Source organism: Mycobacterium sp. Soil_C_30 (assembly GCF_057656995.1).
Window position 1 is genome coordinate 265,640 of the sequence record NZ_JBDGJH010000001.1, and the last position, 14,456, is coordinate 280,095.

General features: G+C 66.3%; 12 protein-coding genes. 6 read left to right on the plus strand and 6 right to left on the minus strand.

Features of this window, described 5'->3' with window-relative positions:
• Positions 1-6: 6 nt before the first annotated feature.
• Positions 7-1,236: a sarcosine oxidase subunit beta family protein gene (locus tag AC3A6P_RS01170; RefSeq protein ID WP_487687314.1), complete on the minus strand. Its 1,230-nt coding sequence runs from the start codon at positions 1,234-1,236 to the stop codon at positions 7-9.
• Complete coding sequence (gene glyA, locus AC3A6P_RS01175) at positions 1,233-2,570, minus strand: serine hydroxymethyltransferase (protein ID WP_487687317.1); 1,338 nt, start codon at positions 2,568-2,570, stop codon at positions 1,233-1,235. The genes AC3A6P_RS01170 and glyA overlap by 4 nt, the downstream gene beginning before the upstream one ends.
• Positions 2,571-2,680: 110 nt before the next feature.
• On the opposite strand from glyA, the gene AC3A6P_RS01180 reads away from it, so the two are divergent.
• On the plus strand, positions 2,681-3,349 hold the full coding sequence (locus tag AC3A6P_RS01180; protein ID WP_487687320.1) for a GntR family transcriptional regulator: 669 nt from the start codon (positions 2,681-2,683) through the stop codon (positions 3,347-3,349).
• A 98-nt stretch (positions 3,350-3,447) separates the two neighbouring features.
• Positions 3,448-4,122 carry a GntR family transcriptional regulator gene (locus AC3A6P_RS01185; RefSeq protein ID WP_487687322.1) on the plus strand — a complete coding sequence of 225 codons (675 nt, stop codon included), beginning with the start codon at positions 3,448-3,450 and terminating at the stop codon, positions 4,120-4,122.
• 235 nt (positions 4,123-4,357) lie between these two features.
• Here the strand turns inward: AC3A6P_RS01185 and purU are convergent, their stop codons facing one another.
• The 4 genes from purU to AC3A6P_RS01205 are packed head-to-tail and all read right to left on the minus strand — an operon-like array spanning position 4,358 to position 9,148.
• On the minus strand, positions 4,358-5,206 hold the full coding sequence (gene purU / locus AC3A6P_RS01190; RefSeq protein ID WP_487687325.1) for a formyltetrahydrofolate deformylase: 849 nt from the start codon (positions 5,204-5,206) through the stop codon (positions 4,358-4,360).
• Positions 5,203-6,078 carry a bifunctional 5,10-methylenetetrahydrofolate dehydrogenase/5,10-methenyltetrahydrofolate cyclohydrolase gene (locus AC3A6P_RS01195; protein ID WP_487687328.1) on the minus strand — a complete coding sequence of 292 codons (876 nt, stop codon included), beginning with the start codon at positions 6,076-6,078 and terminating at the stop codon, positions 5,203-5,205. The genes purU and AC3A6P_RS01195 overlap by 4 nt, the downstream gene beginning before the upstream one ends.
• Positions 6,075-6,692, minus strand: a complete 618-nt coding sequence (locus AC3A6P_RS01200) for a cyclodeaminase/cyclohydrolase family protein (RefSeq protein ID WP_487687331.1) — start codon at positions 6,690-6,692, stop codon at positions 6,075-6,077. The genes AC3A6P_RS01195 and AC3A6P_RS01200 overlap by 4 nt, the downstream gene beginning before the upstream one ends.
• Complete coding sequence (locus tag AC3A6P_RS01205; protein WP_487687333.1) at positions 6,689-9,148, minus strand: GcvT family protein; 2,460 nt, start codon at positions 9,146-9,148, stop codon at positions 6,689-6,691. The genes AC3A6P_RS01200 and AC3A6P_RS01205 overlap by 4 nt, the downstream gene beginning before the upstream one ends.
• Before the next feature lie 561 nt (positions 9,149-9,709).
• On the opposite strand from AC3A6P_RS01205, the gene AC3A6P_RS01210 reads away from it, so the two are divergent.
• The 4 genes from AC3A6P_RS01210 (at position 9,710) to AC3A6P_RS01225 (ending at position 14,297) form a co-directional block, all read left to right on the plus strand.
• Positions 9,710-11,272 carry a BCCT family transporter gene (locus tag AC3A6P_RS01210; protein WP_487688111.1) on the plus strand — a complete coding sequence of 521 codons (1,563 nt, stop codon included), beginning with the start codon at positions 9,710-9,712 and terminating at the stop codon, positions 11,270-11,272.
• Between the two features lie 317 nt (positions 11,273-11,589).
• Positions 11,590-11,949 carry a bifunctional 3-phenylpropionate/cinnamic acid dioxygenase ferredoxin subunit gene (locus AC3A6P_RS01215; protein ID WP_487688113.1) on the plus strand — a complete coding sequence of 120 codons (360 nt, stop codon included), beginning with the start codon at positions 11,590-11,592 and terminating at the stop codon, positions 11,947-11,949.
• Complete coding sequence (locus tag AC3A6P_RS01220; RefSeq protein WP_487687335.1) at positions 11,949-13,118, plus strand: NAD(P)/FAD-dependent oxidoreductase; 1,170 nt, start codon at positions 11,949-11,951, stop codon at positions 13,116-13,118. The genes AC3A6P_RS01215 and AC3A6P_RS01220 overlap by 1 nt, the downstream gene beginning before the upstream one ends.
• A gap of 48 nt (positions 13,119-13,166) precedes the next feature.
• Complete coding sequence (locus AC3A6P_RS01225; protein WP_487687338.1) at positions 13,167-14,297, plus strand: aromatic ring-hydroxylating oxygenase subunit alpha; 1,131 nt, start codon at positions 13,167-13,169, stop codon at positions 14,295-14,297.
• The last annotated feature ends 159 nt before the right edge of the window (positions 14,298-14,456 follow it).

Genomic DNA, 14,456 nt, shown 5'->3' on the forward strand with positions numbered 1-14,456 from the left:
ATTCTCCTAGTGTGCGACGCCGGCGGCACCGTGTTCGTCGACCAGCGCGCCGGTGACAAAGCGGTCGAGGCTGAACGGGGCGATGAACTCGTGTGGCCGGTCGTGGGCGATGGTGTCGGCCAGACACCAGCCGATCCCGGGGGTGGCCTTGAAACCGCCGGTGCCCCAACCCGCATTGAGGTACAGGTTCTCGTACGGGGTGCGCCCGACGATCGGTGAGGCGTCGGGGCAGACGTCGACGATCCCGGCCCAGGTGCGCAGCAGGTGCGCGCGGGCGAAGATCGGGAACAGCTCCACTGCTGCGGCCATCTGGCGTTCGATGATGTGGAACGCCCCGCGCTGGCCGTACCCGTTGTAGGAGTCGACGCCGGCGCCCATCACCAGCTCGCCCTTGTGGGCCTGAGAGACGTAGACGTGCACGGCATTCGACATCACGACCGTCGGGTGCACCGGCTCGAGCAGTTCGGAGACCAGTGCTTGCAGCGGGTGGCTCTGCAGGGGTGTGCGGATACCCAGCATGTCGGTGAGGGTGGAGGTGTGCCCGGCCGCGCAGAGGGCGACCTGCCCGGCGGCGATGTCGCCGCGGGTGGTGCGCACACCGGTCACCCGGTCACCGTCGGTGGTGAAGCCGGTGACTTCGCAGTTCTGGATGATGTCGATACCCGCTTCGTCGGCGCGCCGGGCGAAACCCCACGCCACGTAGTCGTGTTTGGCGATACCGGCCCGCGGCTGATACGTCGCACCCAGCACCGGGTAACGAATGTCGCTGGAGACGTTGACGATCGGGCACAGCTTCTTGACCTCGTCGGGGTCCACCCACCGCGCGTCGATACCGTTGAGCTTGTTGGCCTCGACCCGCCGCACGCTGTCGCGGACGTCCTGCAGGCTGTGGGCGAGGTTCAACACACCGCGCTGGCTGAAGAGGATCGGATACTCGAGGTCCTCTTCGAGGCCTTCCCACAATTTCAGGGCATGCTCGTAGATCAGGGCGCTCTCGTCCCACAGGTAGTTCGAGCGGATCAAGGTGGTGTTGCGCGCCATGTTGCCGCCGGCCAGCCAACCACGTTCCAGTACAGCGACATTGGTGATCCCGTGGTTCTTGGCCAGGTAGTGGGCCGTGGCCAGGCCGTGCCCGCCGCCGCCGACGATCACCACGTCATAGGACTTCTTCGGCTCGGGGGTGCGCCACAAGAAGTCGGGGTGGTCGGGAAGGTGTGCTCCGGGTGGTGTCTTCACAGTGCCATCTCCTTCGAAGAGGCCGACTTCAGGCTCGGGTACAGCGGGAAGCGGCGGGCCAGCTCGGTCACCCGGTCGCGCAGTGCGCTCAGCGCGGCGTCGTCGGCCTCGGGTCGCAGCGCATGGCTGATGACGTCGGCCACTTCACCGAACGCCTCGAGGTCCAGGCCGCGGGTGGCCAGCGCCGCGGTGCCGATCCGCACACCGGAGCTGATCATCGGCGGGCGTGGATCGAACGGAACGGCGTTGCGGTTGACCGTGATTCCCACCTGGTGCAGCCGGTCCTCGGCCTGTTTGCCGTCGAGTTCGGAGTTGCGCAGATCAACCAGGACCAGGTGCACGTCGGTGCCCCCGGAAACCACGCTGATGCCGGCGGCGCGAGAGTCGGCCTGCAGCAGCCGCTCGGCCAGGATCCGGGCGCCGTCGAGGGTGCGCTGCTGGCGTTCCTTGAAGGCGGGCTCGGCGGCGAGTTTGAACGACACCGCCTTGGCGGCGATGACGTGCTCCAGCGGGCCGCCCTGCTGGCCGGGGAACACCGAGGAGTTGAACTTCTTGGCCAGGGCTTCGTCGTTGGTCAAGATGATGCCGCCGCGCGGGCCGCCGAGGGTCTTGTGGGTGGTCGAGGTGACGACGTGAGCGTGGGGGACCGGTGACGGGTGCAGCCCGGCGGCCACCAGGCCGGCGAAGTGGGCCATGTCCACCATCAGGTAGGCGCCCACCGCGTCGGCGATGCGGCGGAATTCGGCGAAGTCGAGCTGGCGCGGGTAGGCCGACCAGCCGGCCATGATCAGTTTGGGCTTGCGTTCGTGGGCCAGGCGTTCGACCTCGGCCATGTCGACCAGGTGGGTGTCCTCGGTGACGTGGTAGGCGGCGACGTCATAGAGCTTGCCGGAGAAGTTGAGTTTCATCCCGTGGGTCAGGTGTCCGCCGTGCGGCAACGCCAGGCCCAGGATGGTGTCGCCGGGTGACAACAGCGCAGCCATCGCCGACGCATTGGCTTGAGCCCCCGAATGTGGTTGCACATTGGCATATTTGGCGCCGAAAAGGCTGGTGAGCCGATCGATGGCGAGTTGCTCGATGACGTCGACGTGCTCGCAGCCGCCGTAGTAGCGGCGTCCCGGATACCCCTCGGCGTACTTGTTGGTCAGGACCGATCCCTGGGCCTGCATCACCGCCAGCGGGGCGAAATTCTCGCTGGCGATCATCTCCAGCGTGTTCTCCTGGCGGGCCAGTTCGGCGGCGATGGCACTGTGCACCGCGGGATCGAGGTCGGCCAGTGACTCCCCGAGTATCGGGTTGGCCCCGCGGTCGAGAGCGGCGGTGTGGAGGGTCATGTATGCCTTCCTGAAATTCCAGATCGACGGAACTAATATATCAATGTGCGATTAGGATAAGATCACACGGCGACCACGTCAATGGGTGGTTCGGGAAGGGGCAGGCGACGATGACCGTGACGGATCTGATCAACGGTGCCGAGGCCGGCGCGGAGAGCAACGCCGACCGGGCGTACGAGGTCACCCGAGAACGCTTGGTGCTGCTCGACATTCGCCCGGGTGAACCCATCAACGACGAGCAGATCGCCGACGAACTCGGTCTCGGCCGGACGCCGGTGCGCGAGGCGCTCAAACGGCTCGAGCGGGAACGCCTGGTCATCGCCTATCCGCGCCGCGGCACGTTCGCCGCGGCCGTCGACATGACCGATCTGGCGGACATCTCCGAAATCCGCAAACAACTCGAACCCACCGCCGCGGCGCGCGCCGCCCGGTCGGCGACCCCCGCCGCGCGGGCGCGGCTGGCGCACCTCATCGACATCATCGCCGCGATCGACGACGCCGACAGCCCGCGCGACGTCCTGCGGCGCGACGTGCATGTGCACCGCGCGATCTACGAGGCCTCGGGGAACCCGCATCTGGAGCGGATCCTGATCAGTCTCGACGGCCACGCCACCCGCATCTGGTGTCTGTTCCTGGACCGGTTGCCTGATGTGGCCGGCCACGTCCGGGAGCACACCGCGCTGCTGGAGGCCATCATCGCCGGTGACGCCGAGCGTGCCGCGGAGTTGACGCTGCGCCACGTGACCGGATTCGAGAGGGCCATCCGGGCGTTGCTCTGAGCGCCTCGCCGGCAAACCTGCGAGGTGTTGTGCGCTCCGGGGCGCATACTGATATATCATCGTCGTGACACGTGTCCACGGTGGAAGGAATCTGGGTCGTGAGCGTTCCGGGCATAGAGATCTTCGACACCGATTCCGACGGTATGTCCTTCGCCGATCGCGCCTACATCGCGATCCGAGACAAGCTCATCATGCTCGACATCCGGCCCAATGAGGCGATCGTCGAAAGCGAGTTGGCCACCCAACTGCAATTCGGACGCACTCCGGTGCGCGAAGCCCTCAAGCGGCTCGAAGCCGATCGCCTGGTTGTCTCCTACCCCCGCCGCGGCACCTTTGCCACCGGCGTGGATGTTGCTGACCTGCGCCACATTTCGCAGATCCGGGTGAACCTCGAGCCTGTCGCCGCCCGTACCGCCGCCGAATCCGCGTCCCCGGAGATCCGCAAGCACCTGCTGGAGCTGGCTGATCAGACCGGTGCGCTCGATGTCGCCCACATCGACCGTCACGAACTGATGCGGTGGGACCTCAGCGTGCACCGCGCCATTTACCGGGCCGCCGGCAATCCGCATCTCGAGGACGTCCTGGTGCGCTACGACAACCTGGCCACCCGGATCTTCTGCCTGTTCCTGGATCGCCTGCCCACCGTGGCCAGCCACGTGGGTGAGCACACCAATCTCTTGCGGACCATCGCCAGTGGTGACGGGGACGCCGCGGCCGACATCGCCCGCGATCACGTCATCGGCTTCGAGGAGTCGGTGCGCGCGGTCGTCTGATGTGATCGAGTGTCACTGTGTGGCGGGTTTTGACGCGATTTCCCGCCATACAGTGACACTCGCTTGCTGATGGGGTTCAGCCGCACACCCGAAACCGGGCGGCCCTCATGGAGTGAGGGCCGCCCGATTCGGACCTTCCCACGGCTGCCGCTCAGCCAGGGCTGCTCCTGAGCTGTCGCCGCTCTCCCTCGGCGGTGCATCCGTGTGCGGGGGAAGGTCGCGCGGGGGTGATGTCCTAGCTGAAGACGACGGTGCGGTGCCCGTGCAACAGCACGCGGTTCTCACAGTGCCAGCGCACCGCCCGCGACAGTGCCAGCGCTTCGGCGTCCTGCCCCACGGTGGCCAGCCGGTGCGGGTCATAGGAGTGGTCGATGCGGATGACTTCCTGCTCGATGATCGGACCTTCATCCAGATCGGGTGTCACGTAATGGGCGGTGGCACCCACCTGCTTGACGCCGCGATCGTAGGCCTGGTGATACGGCTTGGCGCCCTTGAAGCCGGGCAGGAATGAGTGATGGATGTTGATGGCACGGCCCTTGAGTGCCTGGCAGGCGTCGTCGGACAGCACCTGCATGTAGCGCGCCAGCACCACCAGGTCGGCCCGGTATTCATCGACGAGGGCCAACAGTTCGGCTTCGGCCTCGGGCTTGGTGGCCGGCGTCACCGGAATGTGTACGAAGGGCAGGCCCGCCGCCTCGGCCATCGGCCGAAGCACCTCGTGGTTGGACACCACGGCCACCAGGTCCCCACCGAGTGTGCCTGCGCGCCAACGGAAGATGAGGTCGTTGAGGCAGTGACCCATCTTCGAGACCATCACCACCACCCGGGGCAGGCTGTCATCGTCGATGCGGAACGCCATGTCGAATCCTGATGCGACGGTGTCGAATTGCTCGGTCAACTGGGCCGCGTCGGTGTCGTCGGCGCAGAGGAAGCGGGTGCGCAGGAAAAAGGCCTTGCTGCCGGTGTCGTCGAATTGCTGGTGTTCGGCGATGTCGCAGCGCCGGGAGAACAGGAAGGAGCTCACGGCGTGGACGATGCCGGGCCGCTGCGGGCAGCTCAGGGTCAGGGTGAAGTGCTGGGTCATGAGGTCTCCTGGAGTACTGACAAGCGAGTGGTGAGAGTGGTTGCGGCCGTGACGGTGTTGGCGAGCAGCAAGGCGGTGGTCACCGGCCCCACGCCGCCCGGGACCGGCGTCAACCCGCCGGCACGTCCGTCGACGGAATCGGCGTCGACGTCACCGAGCAGTCGGCCGTCGTCGGTGGCGGTGGTTCCGACGTCGATCACCATGGCGCCCTCGGCGATGTGGTGATCGGTGACCAGCCCTGGGATCCCGACGGCGACCACCACGATGTCGGCGGCCCGGGTGCTGACGGCCAGGTCCGCGGTGTGCCGGTGGCACAGTGTGACGGTGGCGTCGCGTTGCACCAGCATGTTGGCCACGGGGGTACCGACCACGATGGAGCGGCCCACCACGGTGACGTTGCGAGCGCGCAGTTCGATGCCGTGATGATCGAGCAGTGTCATCACCGCCTGCGCGGTGGCCGGCGCGAAGCACGGTTGCTGTGCCAGCAGGCGGCCGAGGCTGACCGGGTTGGCGCCGTCGATGTCCTTCTCCGGTGCGATGGCGTCACGTAGCGCCGCCAGGTGGGTGCCGACGGGCAACGGCGTCTGCAGGATGATGCCGTGGAGGTCCGGGTCGTGGCTTAGCGCGGTCAGCGAGGCGAAGAGATCGGCATCGGTGGCGGCCGGGCCCAGATCCACGATCTCGCAGGCGATTCGGGCCTTCTGGGCGGCCCCCGCGATGGACCGCACGTACCACGCGGTCGATTCGTCGCCGGTGGCCATGACGACGGCAAGCTTGGGCTGGATGCCGAGACGGGCCAGGTCGGCGGCGCGGTCGCTGACCTCCGCGCGGATACTCGCCGAGAGCTGTTTGCCGTCGAGAACTCTGGTCATGCGGTGAGGGCCTTTCGGACGCGGGCGGTGATGTCGTCGGCGCGTGAGGTCAGACTGTCGACCACGGAGATCCGGTCCAGCAGTGACTCGCGAGTGCCGGGCTCGGCGATGCTGGGCAGGTTGATCTCGACGTTGACCCGGGCGGTGGTCGCGGCGGCGCGGGCGGCATCGGCGGCCGCGGCGACATCGCTGATCACATTGCGGTTGGCCACGGGAAGCAGTTCCTCGGCCTGGCTGAGCACGGCGGCGGCTGCCTCGGCGACCTCGACCGGCACGGCCGCGGCGTAGGTCGCTGCCGAGCTGATGGCCGCCGCCCTGGCTTCGGCTTCCTCTGCCGTGGATTTGGGCAGCTTGTAGGACGCGATGACGCCGTTGAATGCCGTCATGTCGTCGTCCATCAACCGAAGTGCCTGCGTGCGTAGGGCATCGGCGTTCGCGCAGATCGTGGTCACCAGCTCCTGGTGCTCGGCGTACTTCGGTCCGCTGGTGTACCTGGCCACCATGCTCACCAGTGCCGCTGCCTGCGCGAGGTGCAGTGCCGCCGCCGCGCCGCCGCCGGGGGCGGGCACCTTGGCGGCCAGGGACTCGAGATAGTCGACAACGGTGTCGGTCATGACCGGATCTTCTTCATCTCGGGATCCACCAATGGTTCTGCGGCCACGGTCGCGGTGACGCGGCGGTCGAAGTACTGGATCTCCACTTGTGCACCCACGCCGGCGCCCGCGGGCAGCCAGGCGTAGGCGATCGGAGTGCCCACGGTGTGCCCGAAAGCCGCGCTCGTGACGTAGCCGACCGGTTCGCCGTCGAGGAACACCGGCTCGGAGCCCTGGACCACGGTCCGTCCGTCGTCGATGGTGAGGCAGGCCAGCTTCTTGCTGACCGTCTCAGCGGAGATGCCGTCCAGCGCGTCGCGTCCGATGAAGCCGTCCTTCTGCAACCGCACCGCGAAGCCGAGACCCGCTTCATAGGGGTTGTGCTCGGTCGTCATGTCGGTGCCCCACGCGCGGTAGCCCTTCTCCAGGCGCAGGCTGTTGAACGCGGCGCGGCCGGCGGCGATGACACCGTGGCGCTGCCCTTCGGCCCACAGTGCATCCCACAGGCGCAGGCCGTGTTCGGCGGTGGTGTAGAGCTCCCAGCCGAGCTCGCCGACGTAGGACAGCCGCATGGCGGTGACGGGGACGCCGGCGATGCGGACCTGCGTGGACCGGAAGTACTTGAAGGACTCATTGCTGAAGTCGTCGCGGCTCAGCGCCGTGACCAGATCGCGTGCTCGCGGACCCCACAGCCCGATGCAGCAGGTGCCGCCGGTGATGTCGCGGATGGTGACGCTGCCGTCGGCGGGCGCCTTCCGGCGGAAGTGGTCCAGATCGAGGTTGCCGTTGGCGCCCACCTGGAAGAGGTCGTCGGCCAGCCGGGCAACGGTGAGATCGCTTCGGATGCCGCCGGTTCCGTCAAGTGCCAGGGTGTAGGTCACCGAGCCGACGGACTTGTCCATCTTGCCGGTGGTGAGGCGTTCCAGCAGCGCCAGCGCGCCGGGCCCGGAGATTTCGAGCCGCTTGAGCGGGGTCATGTCGTACATCGCGACCGCGGTGCGGGTCTTCCAGGCCTCGGCGGCGGCGATGGGGGAGTGGAACTTGGCCGCCCAGTCGTCGCGGGCAGGGGGCTGCCACTCTTCTGGAAGTTGTTCCAGCAGTGCGGCGTTGGCCTCGAACCAGTGCGGCCGCTCCCAGCCGTGGCTCTCCAGGAACATCGCCCCGAGTTCCTTCTGCCTGGTGTGGAACGGGCTGACCCGCAGATCCCGCGGTGTCTCGCGCGGCTGCAGCGGATGCAGGATGTCGTAGATCTCGACGAAGTTCTGCTGGGAGGTGGTGCTGACGAAATCGGGATCCAGCTCCACCTCCTCGAAGCGGTGGACGTCGCAGCCGTGCAGCTCGATCTCGGAGCGGCCGTCGGTCAGCAGCTGAGCGACGGCACGGGCCACGCCGGCGGAGTGGGTCACCCACACCGCTTCGGCGATCCAGAAGTTCGCCACGTCGGGGGACTCGCCGATCAGCGGTCCACCGTCGGGAGTGAAGGAGAAGATGCCGTTGAAACCCTCAGCGACAGTGGCGGTTTCCAGGCAGGGCAGCATCTTCTTGCACTGCTCCCACGCCGGGGCGAAGTCCTCTTCGGTGAACGCCAGCATCGAGGGCATGTTGTCAGCGGTGATCTTGCCGGCGGGCAGCGCACGGACATCGACGGGCATGGGCCGGTGGGCGTAGGAGCCGATGCCGAGGCGGTCGACATGCTCACGGAAGTACAGATCCTGATCCTGATGGCGCAGGATCGGGAAGCCGGCCTCGGTCGACTCGCTGTTGCGGCCGGCGAGTTCGGGGATCAGGTTGGTCTTGGCGTACTGATGTGCCAACGGCAGCAGGGGCACGTCCATGCCGATCAGCTCGCCGAGGGCGGCACCCCAGAAGCCGCCGCAGGAGATCACGTAGTCGGCGGGGATCACCCCACCCGAGGTGGCCACCCCGGTGACCTTGCCGCCGCTGTGCTCGATGCCCAGGACCGTTGTCGAGCCTTGGAACACCGCGCCACGGCTCTGCGCGCGGCGGGCCAGCGCGACGACAGCACGCGACGCTTTGGCCAATCCGTCTGTCTCCACATACAAGCCGCCCAGGATGCGCTTGGGGTCAAGGAGCTGATGCACCTTGGCGCACTCTTCCGGATCGATCACCCGAGCCTCGACGCCCCATGAGGTGGCCCAGCCCTGCCGGCGGTGCAGCTCGGCCAACCGGGCTTCGGTGGTCGCGACCTCCAGGCCGCCGACCTGGTTGAAACACCACTGGCCGTCGACGTCCAGCGACAGGAACTTCTCGACGGTGTAGCTGGCGAACGCGGTCATCGTCTTCGAGGGGGTGGTCTGGAACACCAGTCCGGGAGCGTGCGAGGTCGAACCGCCGGTCAGGGGCAGCGGCCCTTGATCAACGACGGTGACGTCGTCCCATCCACGGGCGGTGAGCTCGTCGGCCAGGTTGGTGCCGACGATGCCGGCACCGATGATCACTACACGCGGTGATGCCATGCCTTGGTTCTCCTAGCTGGGGTGGTCGAGCGACTCGTAGAGCCCGGGGGCCGGGGCGGCCGAGAGTGGAACTCCATGATTCGGATATTGATCGACAGCTGATATATCAAAGCTACGATGCGGACGGTGGTGCGGTCAACCCTTTGGTTCTCTTTGTGCAACTGATGCGCTATCTGAGACAAAAACGCCGCCGTCATGGCGTTACGCCAGGATTTCGTTCCTGTGAAAGTTCTGTCTAGCAGTCGCGTATCAGATTGACGCGGTCTAATATATCAGCGAGATTGTGATCTGCGTCTCGTGGCGCACCCGCAATCCAGGTGTCGCGCAGGCCGGCGAGAGGAAGTACTGCCCGCGTTGCACCCTGCCACCGCCGATCCGGACACGAACCCCTCACACCGTGCCCGCGCCGGCCTCCACTCAGCCCGCAGTCGGACCACCGGTCCACCCGATTCAACGCAGGCGTTCACGCCTCAGGAGTCTGAAGTGACAGCACAACACGAGAAGACAACAAAAACCGACGTCCTCACGCCCTTCGAAGCCACGCCCAATGCCAGTTGCAGCGTGGAACCGGAGTCGGCGGACGTTCCCCTTCACTCACAACGCCCGAGGACCGACTGGCTGGTCTTCGGTGTCACCGCCGCGATCGTCATCGCCATCCTGGCCTGGGGTCTGATCGCCTCCGACGGTTTCAACGCCACCATGTCCTCGATCCTGAACTGGGTGGTGGGCAACCTCGGTTGGCTCTTCATCCTGTCGGCCACCGGCTTCGTCCTGTTCGCAATATGGCTGGCGGTGAGCCGATACGGCCGGATCCCTTTGGGCAAGGACGGCGAGAAACCGGAGTTCCACACCGTCAGCTGGATCGCGATGATGTTCAGCGCCGGTATGGGGATCGGCCTCATCTTCTGGGGCGTCACCGAGCCCCTGACCCATTTCGTCAATCCACCACCGGGACTTGCTGATTCGGCAGCCGGGACGGCGCTGGCCACCGCGCTGTTCCACTGGGGTTTCCACCCCTGGTCGATGTACGCCGTGGTCGGTCTGTCCATCGCCTACGGCACGTACCGGATGGGGCGGCGCCAGCTCATCAGCTCGGCATTCACCCCGCTGTTCGGGCGTAAGCGCGTCGAGGGTCCGATAGGCAAGGTCATCGACATTCTCGCGATCTTCGCCACCATGTTCGGTACTGCCGCCTCGCTCGGTCTGGGCGCACTGCAGATCGGTTCCGGCATCGAGGTTCTGGGCTGGGTCGGTCACGCGGGCACGCTGCTGCTCGTCGGGGTCGTCGCTCTGCTGACGCTGGCATTCGTGGCCTCCGCGGTGTCCGGCATCTCCCGCGGAATCCAGTGGCTGTCCAACATCAACATGGTGCTGGCGCTGACGCTGGCCGTGTTCGTGTTCGTTGCCGGCCCGACGGTGTTGATCCTCGATCTGCTGCCGACCGCACTCGGTGACTACGCCGCCAACCTGGCGTCGATGTCGGCACGGTCCGCGGCTGCCGGCGCCGAAACCAAGACCTGGCTGTCGTCGTGGACCATCTTCTACTGGGCGTGGTGGATCTCCTGGACCCCCTTCGTCGGGATGTTCCTGGCCCGGATCAGCCGGGGCCGCACCATCCGGCAGTTCGTCATCGGTGTCATCCTCATCCCCACCACGGTGAGCCTGCTGTGGTTCGTGGTGTTCGGCGGCTCGGGGATCGGCCAGCAGCGTGACGGCATCGATCTCTACGGCACCGGTGAGCCGGAGTCGACACTGTTCGGCATGCTCGGCAACCTGCCTCTGGCAGCCCTGTCGTCGCTGCTGGTGATGGCGCTGGTGGCCATCTTCTTCGTGTCGGGCGCCGACGCGGCGTCGATGGTCATGGGAACGCTGTCACAACGGGGCTGTCTGCATCCCACCCGGTGGGCCGTGGCGTTCTGGGGCTTGAGCACCGGCGCGGTGGCCGTGCTGATGCTGTGGGCCGGCGGGAATGACGCCCTCAACGGTCTGCAGACCATGACGATCATCGTGGCCGCACCGTTCGTGGTGGTGATGATCGGGATGTGTGTGTCGTTTTATCTCGACATCAAACGCGACCCGCTTGTCACCGACCTGCCGCGCAAGCACTTGATCAAGAAGCAGTAGTGATTCGAAAGGGGCGGCGCGAGCCCGGGCCGCCCCTTTCGCCGCGTTTTCCGGCAAAGTCAACACATGTCAATAGCTCGACTGTTACGCCGCGGTTTCCGAGTTGCTGACTGCCCATTTATCGCGTTCAATCCCAGGTGATCGTTTGCCCCACGAAGCGTGAAATTTGTATTCAACGACATCGCCACGCAAATTGATTTCCCCGGCAAAGTGACCTTTTTCACCACTTGACAGGGTTTATGACTGCCACCACACTGTTGCGTAATACGAGTCTGTTGCGCAGCACGCACCACAACCTTCAATTGAAAGGTCCGCAGATGCTCGAGATCTGTCCTCTGGCCGACCTGCCGCCCGGAGAAGCCCGTCGCGTGCCCACCGAGCCGCCGATTGCCGTGTTCCACACCGAGGACGGCGAGGTGTTCGCCATCGACGACACCTGCTCGCACCAGGACGCGTCGCTGGCCGATGGCTGGGTGGAGGGGTGCGAGGTCGAATGCCCCTTGCACGCCTCGCGTTTTGACCTCCGTACCGGTGCCGTGGATGCGCCGCCGGCCAAGCTGCCCGTGCGCACCCACACTGTCGAGATCCAGGACGGCGTCATCCATGTCGAACTCAGCACCGACAAGCCGAACCTGCCGCCGGATATCCGCGCCCGGCTCGGTGAGGGAGTCAAGTGATGAAGCACGTCGCCATCGTCGGTGCCTCACTTGCCGGTCTCTCGGCTGCGCGCGCCTTGCGCACGCAAGGTTTCGAAGGTCGCCTCTCGGTGATCGGTGAGGAGGCGCGCCGCCCGTACGACCGGCCGCCGCTGTCCAAGGAGTTCCTGGCTGGGTCCCTGAGCGAGGCCGACCTCGCGCTGGAGGCCGACGACGACGATCTGCAGGCCGACTGGATACTCGGTTCCGCTGCCGTCGGACTCGACTGCCGTTCCGGGGCAATCGAACTGGCTGATGGTTCGCGCATCACCGCCGACGGCGTGGTGCTGGCGACCGGGTCCCGCGCGCGGCGCTGGCCGGGTACCGAGGCGCTCGCCGGTGTGCACGTGGTGCGCACCATCGACGACGCCATCGCCCTGCGCGCCGATCTCCAGGCCGGCGCGCGCCTGGTGGTCATCGGTGCCGGTTTCATCGGCGCCGAAGTCGCCTCGACCGCCCGCAAGCTCGGTATGGAGGTCACCGTCGTCGAGGCCGCGCCGGCTCCGTTGGCGGTGCAGCTCGGCGAGCAACTGGGCGGTGTGATCGCCGGCGCCCACGCACATCACGGCACCACACTGGTGTGCGGTGTCGGGGTGTCCCGCCTCGTCGGCGTCGACCGGGTGACCGGTGTCGAACTCGCCGACGGACGCACCCTGCCGGCCGACGTGGTGGTGGTGGGCATCGGTGGTATCCCCAACATCGAGTGGCTGCAAGGTAGTGGACTGGAGCTCGGCAACGGTGTCGTCTGCGGCGCCGGCGGCGAGACCGCCATCCCCAACGTGGTGGCCGTCGGCGACTGCGCCGCGTGGTATGACCCGTCGGTCGGTGCCGTGCACCGTGTCGAACACTGGACCGGTGCGCTCGAGCGGCCCGCGATCGCGGTGTCCGCGTTGCTCGCCGGGGGAGCGCACCAGGGGGCGGCGGCCAAGGCCCCGTACTTCTGGTCCGACCAGTACGGCGCCCGCATCCAGTTCGCCGGTATAGCCCGGCCCGGTGATGTCGTCACCATCGAAGAAGGCGACTGCGAAACACGTTGCTTTGTTGCCACTTACCGCCGCGACGGCCGGCTGGTCGCCGTTCTCGCGGTGGATCAGCCTCGCCTGTTCAACCGGTTGCGTCGCCAGATCGCGGCCACACCGGCACCCGTCTGACCTATTGCATCAGCCCCCCACCAGCAAACCCCTAGGAGCCATACGCAAATGACCACCGCTGCAGCCCCGAGCCTGCCGGAGAGCCTCATCTCCACCCTGCCCGGGCACTACTACACCGATGCGGGAGTCTTCTCCCTGGAGCAGGAGAAGATCTTCGAGGCGATGTGGTTCTGCGTGGTCCGGTCGGCGGACCTCGACAAGCCCGGCGCGTTCAAGACCGTGCAGGTGGGTCGCGAGAGCGTACTGGTGACCCGGTCACGCAAGGGCGACATCCGCGCCTTCTACAACGTGTGCCGCCACCGCGGTGCCCGGTTGTGCACCGAAGAATCCGGTGAGGTCAAGCGCGCGTTCCAATGCCCTTACCATGCTTGGACTTACGATCTGGACGGCAAGCTGATCGCGGCGCCGAACCTGACCAAGATGCCCGATATCGACCGCACCGATTTCGGCCTGGCCAAGATCCAGGTGCGCGAGTGGCTGGGCTATGTGTGGGTGTGCCTGGCCGACGAACCGCCGTCGTTCGAGGACACCGTGATGCAGGAGATCGTCGAACGGCTCGGCGATGTGGAATCCATCGACCACTACAACATCGCGGATTTAAGCCTGGGTCGGCGCATCGTCTATGACGTGAAGGCCAACTGGAAGCTCATCATCGAGAACTTCATGGAGTGCTACCACTGCGCCACCATCCACCCCGAGCTCACCGAGGTGTTGCCGGAGTTCGCCGACGGCTACGCCGCGCAGTACTACGTTGGTCACGGCGCTGAATTCGGCGAGGACGTCAAGGGATTCACCGTCGACGGGTCCGAAGGACTGGACCCGATCCCCGGCGTCACCGAAGATCAGGATCGTCGCTACTACGCCATCACCGTGCGTCCGCAGGTGTTCGTCAACCTGGTACCCGACCATGTGATCGTGCACCGGATGTTCCCACTGGCCGCTGACCACACTGTCGTCGAGTGCGACTGGCTGTACCTGCCGCATGTGGTCGAACAGGGCCGCGACGTGAGCCGGTCGGTGGAACTGTTCCACCGGGTCAACCAGCAGGACTTCGACGCCTGCGAGCGTTGCCAGCCGGCGATGGATTCGCGCACCTACCGTAATGGCGGTGTGCTGGTGCCCAGCGAGCACCACATCGGCGCCTTCCACGACTGGCTGAAGGCCAAGATCGCCCACTGAGTCACCTGACACGGCAACGGCTCCGGTTGAAAACCGGAGCCGTTGCTTTTGGGTTGTGTCAGTTCAGAACTGGCGGGCTCTGACTTGAACTCCACCTCGACCGGAGGACTCGTGCGTTCAACCGACGGGCGTTCTCGATTTCTGCCGGCGCGGCATTGG